This is a genomic window from Sphingomonas bacterium (genome assembly GCF_903643035.1).
Classification (GTDB): domain Bacteria; phylum Pseudomonadota; class Alphaproteobacteria; order Sphingomonadales; family Sphingomonadaceae; genus Sphingomonas.
Genome location: NZ_CAHJWW010000205.1, coordinates 1 through 4880, shown reverse-complemented (window position 1 = coordinate 4880; position 4880 = coordinate 1). Strand labels below are relative to the sequence as shown.

Sequence of the window (4880 nt, the reverse complement as noted above, 5' to 3'; positions counted from 1 at the left end):
CAGCCGCGCGGGGCGAGGCCGCCGACGCCCGCGACGCGCTGACCCGGCTGTTGCGCGACCGGCGCCTGACCGGCGACCAGCGGGCGGAGGCGTTGCTGCTGCTCGGGCTCGTGCTGGACGATCTTGGCGAGGGCGCGGAGGCGTTCGCGGCCGCTTGCGAGGGCAAGCGGATGCAGCGCGACCTCCACGCCGTCGAGGCGGCGAGTCGCGAGGACGAGGTCACGAAGCTCCATCGCCTCGCATCGTGGATCGACGCGTGTTCGGCCGGGTGGCGGCCGCTCGACGTTCCGATCATCCCGGAAGCCGCCGCGTCCCACGTCTTCCTGCTCGGCTTCCCGAGATCGGGAACGACGCTGCTCGAGCATGTGCTGTCGGGCGATCCGCAGATCGCGACGCTCGAGGAAGCGCCGACACTCGCCACCGCCTATCAGGCGTTCCTGTCCGATGCCGGTGCCTGCGCCGACCTGATGCGCGTCGACGCAGGCGAGGCGGAAGCATGGGCCGGCCATTATTGGGGCGAGGTGCGCAGGCGCGGCGTCGATGTCGCCGGACGGCTGTTCGTCGACAAGCAGCCGGCCGGCACCCTGTACCTTCCGATCATCGCCCGGCTGTTCCCGCGCGCGAAGATCCTGTTCGCGCTGCGCGATCCGCGCGACGTGGTGCTGAGCTGCTTTCGCCAAGCGTTCCGGATCAACGCGATGACCTATGCCTTCACCGACCTTGCCCGGACCGCCGCCTGCTACGACGCCTGCATGACCCTGGCGGAGCGCGCCCGCGCCAGCCTGCCGCTCAGCTGGATGGACGTGCGCCACGAGGCGCTGGTCGACGATTTCGATGCCGAACTAGGCCGCATCCTCGCCTTCCTCGACCGGGAACCGCATCCGGCGATGGCCGATTTCGCGGCCCGGGCGCGCGAGCGCACGATCCGCACGCCGAGCGCCCGCCAGGTCCGCATGGGCCTCAACCGGCGCGGCCTCGGGCGGTGGGAGCAGTACCGCCGCGAACTCGCGCCGATCCTGCCGACGCTCGCGCCCTGGCTGGCGCGCTTTGGCTATCCGCCCTAGAACTTGGCCCGGGCGCCGAAGAACACCTGGGTGCCGTTGGAATAGACCGCGCGCGGCTGGTCCTTGTTCTGCGCATAGTATTTCAGGCGATTGTTGGTGATGTTGAGCGCGTCGACGGTCAGGGCGACGTTCCGGGTCAGGCTGAAGTTCAGCGAACCGTCGAGCTGGCCGTAGCTGTCCTGGTTCTCCGCCGAGCTGCGGTCGAGGCCGACGAAGTAGTGCGATCGGTAGGTGTAGGCGAGCCGGGCGCTGAGCCGGCCCTTGTCGTAGTAACCGACCAGATTGTAGGTGAACTTCGACGTGCCGACCAGCGGATTGCCGTCGACGTCGTGGCCGTCGACATAGGTTCCGTTCGCCTGGAAGCCGAAGCCATAGGCGATCGGCTGCTGCGCCTGAAGCTCGACTCCCGACAACTGCCCGGTCGTGTTGCTCGGCGACGAGATGTTGTACTGGTGGAACGTGTTGTCGAGCTGGGTGAAATAGGTGCCGGTCGAGGTGCCGAACGTCACATAGGATTGCAGCTCGTCGTGGAAGATGCTGATCGCCGCGAGCGATCCCGGTCCGTAGTAATATTCCAGCGAGCCGTCGAACACCGTCGCCTTGACCGGCTTCAGGTTCGGGTTCCCTCCGCTGCCGGTGAAGTTGGTGTCGGTCAGCGACACCGTGCCGCCGAGGGCGCTGAAGTCGGGACGCGACAGCGTCTCGGCGGCGGCGACGCGCAGCAGGAGCTTGCTGGCGAGATCGAAGGTCAGATTGATGCTGGGCAGGAAGTCGACATAGGTGTGCCGCACATCCTGGATCAGGAACGGACCATAGGCCGAGCTGGTGATGACGCCCGGCGCGCACCTGGTCGCGCCGGCCGTCGCGGCGGGGTCGCAGCTGACCGGCACGTTGACGAACGCGCTTTCCCTGGTGCTGACGACGCGAAGGCCGAAATTGCCCCGCCACTTGTCGCCGCCGACATGGGCCAGCGCATAGCCCTCGACATCGGTCTCCTTGACCTTGAACTCGCCCGGCCAATACTCGTTCGCCGGCTGGACGATGCTGGAGATCGGGCCGCGGAACGGGTTCGTGATCGCGTTGATGACCCTGGTGATCGCGGCAGGCGTGCCGGCGATCGGGATGAGGAGCCCGGGAATGCCCAGCGTGTCGGCGTTGAAGCCGCCGGGATAGCGCCCCGGGTCCACCGCGGCGAAATTGAGCAGCCCGTCGCCATAGCATTGCCCGTTGGCGCCCAGCGTACAGCCGCGGTCGAAGCCGACGACCTTGCGCTCGTGCGCCGCGATGCGCGCGCCGAAATCGACCTTCCTGATCGGGCCGTCGCCGATGTCGTAGCTGGCGTCGATCTTGCCGTAGAGTTCCTTGTCGATCGACTGGAACGTCTCGTTGATCGCGAAATCGTTGGAGACGCCGGCCGGGCTGCCCGGGTTGATGTTGGCGGTCTGCACCGCATAGCCGTTGCCGGACGGCTGGTAGGACACGCCGGTCGGCGCATCGACCTCGAAGAACGGCGAGGTCGGCGTGTTGCCGACGCCATGGGTATAGCCGACCTGGCCGTTGATCGTCAGCCTGTCGGTCGCGTGCCACGTCGCATCGAGGTTGCTGAACCAGCTCTCGCCGCTCGCATCGGGCCGGACGATGTTGTCGGCGACGATGCCCTCGATCGGCTGGCCCTTGAACGCGCCCGATGGCGCGACCAATGGGAAGGTCGCGGCGACCAGCGTGTTGTTCCTGACCGTGTAGCTGGTCGGCACGTTGCGGTCGATCTCGCGCGAACCCCACGCCAGATAGTTGTCGTTGACGTTGCTGGCGTTGAGAAAGGAATAGAAGCCGCTCGCCTTGAACTCGATCTTGTCGCTCGGCTTCCAGTTGGCGGTGACGACGCCGCCCTTGCGCGTGCGTTCCTGTTCGAAATAGGTCGAGCCGATCAGCGTCGGCGCCTGCACGCCGATTAGCGAGGGAATGGCGGCGCCGGTGGCGCTGGCGGCGGTGATCGCCGAATAGCCCAGCGTCTCCTGCCCGTAGCGGCGCAGGCTGCGCTGCTCGTAGAAGCCCTGGACCATCACGCCGAACGTGGCATCGGCGTTGCGCCAGCCGATCAGGCCGTTGATCTGCGGCTTGGTCTGGGCGCTCTGCGTGTTGTACGCGCCCTGCGCCGATCCCTCGACGATCCACTGGTTCTTGAGGTCGAGCGCGCTGCGCAGCCGCAGGTCGATCGAGCCGGCGACGCCGCCCTCCAGCAGCGAGGCGTCCTGCGTCTTGTTGACGACGACGGTGCTCACGATCTCGGATGGGAGCAGGGCGAAGCTCGCGCTGCGGCCGACCGTTGAGAACTGGTCGAGGACGAACCAGTCGCCGGTCGAGGCGGCATGGCCGTCGATCGTCACCTGCGTCAGGCTGGGCGAGGTGCCGCGGATGCTGACGCGGTCGTTCTCGTCGAAGCCGCCCTCGCCGCTCGCGGCCGACGACGTGTTGACGCCGGGCAGCCGCTGCAGCGCGTCGGCGACGTTCTTGTCGGGCAGCTTGCCGATGTCCTCGGCGGAGATCACCTCGACATGGTTGTCGGCGCCGCGCTTGAGGTCGATCGCCTTTTCGAGCGAGGCGCGGATGCCGGTGACGATCACGTCGTCCTGCGTCTCGGCATCGGTGGGCGGCGGCGGCACCTGCGGCGTCGTCTGAGCCCGGGCGGGCGCGGCGATGGCCAGCAGGCTGGCCGATCCGATGAGAATGGACTTGCGCATTGGAAAGAACCCCCTTTGCTTGCCGGATTGGCACAATACCATTCAGGAGCCACTCTGACGCTCTGGTCGCCTTGCGAGTACAACCCTCCGACTTCCGGAAACTCGAAGCTGGCATGGATTCGTCAGCTTTGGCAATACCAAAAAAGCTCTTTATAATACCACTAGCTTATTGGTATGAGCAGTCCGTGGTTGCGCGGCCGGGACATCTCGTGCTCGGGCGCGTGCATGGCCAGTGGGAAGGGCGCAGTGGAGCTTTCGCGTGTCATCGGGGCGTTGGACGACCAGGCTCCGGCCCCGCTGTACCAGCAGCTGCACCGCGCGCTGCGGGAGGCGATCGAGGACAGGCGGCTGGGCGACGACTCCGCGCTGCCGCCCGAACGGGACATCGCCACCGACCTCGGCGTATCGCGGATCACCGTGCGCAAGGCGCTGGACGCGCTGGTCGGGGAGGGGCTCGTCCGGCGGCGGCATGGTGCCGGAACCTTCGTGGCGGCGCGGGTCGAGAAGAGCTTCTCGATGCTTTCCTCCTTCTCGGAGGACATGGAGTCGCGGGGGCGCACCGCGCGCAGCACATGGCTGCGCCGCTCGGCCGGCACAGTGACGCCCGAGGAGGCGATGGTGCTGGGCCTGAGCCCCGGCAGCCCGGTGCTGCGCTTCCACCGCATCCGCTATGCCGACGACGTGCCGATGGCGCTGGAATACACGTCGGTTCCCAGCCGGTACCTGGGGTCGGAACTGGCGGTCGACACGTCGCTGTACGCCGCGCTGGAAAAGACCGGCAACCGGCCGGTGCGCGCGCTCCAGCGGCTGCGCGCGGTGCTGTTCACGGCCGGGCAGGCGGATCTGCTCGGGATCGAGGCGAAGGCGCCGGGGCTGCTGATCGAGCGGCGCGGGTTCGTCGCGGACGGCCAGGCGGTCGAGTTCACCCAGTCCTTCTATCGCGGCGACAGCTACGACTTCGTGGCCGAGCTTCAGATGGCCAGTCGATGAGCGCCACGTCCATGTTCGCAGAGGCCGCGGAGGCGCCGGCGGTGGTGGCGGCGCAGCTGGCGCGCAACGCGGCGGCGATGGCCGC

General features: G+C 67.7%; 3 protein-coding genes. 2 read left to right on the top strand and 1 reads right to left on the bottom strand.

Features of this window, described 5'->3' with window-relative positions:
* Window positions 1–1064 (top strand): sulfotransferase family protein (locus HUV01_RS11945; RefSeq protein ID WP_174298466.1); only part of this gene is annotated, 1064 nt, incomplete at its 5' end.
* Here the strand turns inward: HUV01_RS11945 and HUV01_RS11940 are convergent.
* Window positions 1061–3805, bottom strand: coding sequence for a TonB-dependent receptor (locus tag HUV01_RS11940; protein ID WP_174298465.1), 2745 nt, complete (start codon window positions 3803–3805; stop codon window positions 1061–1063). The two genes, HUV01_RS11945 and HUV01_RS11940, sit on opposite strands and share 4 nt — an antisense overlap.
* A 246-nt stretch (window positions 3806–4051) precedes the next feature.
* On the opposite strand from HUV01_RS11940, the gene HUV01_RS11935 reads away from it, so the two are divergent.
* On the top strand, window positions 4052–4795 hold the full coding sequence (locus HUV01_RS11935; protein ID WP_254606598.1) for a GntR family transcriptional regulator: 744 nt from the start codon (window positions 4052–4054) through the stop codon (window positions 4793–4795).
* Window positions 4796–4880: the final 85 nt, after the last annotated feature.

Bases quoted from the DNA above. Each gene is read 5' to 3' on its own strand.
- HUV01_RS11940 (WP_174298465.1), bottom strand. From the start codon at position 3,805: ATGCGCAAGTCCATTCTCATCGGATCGGCCAGCCTGCTGGCCATCGCC.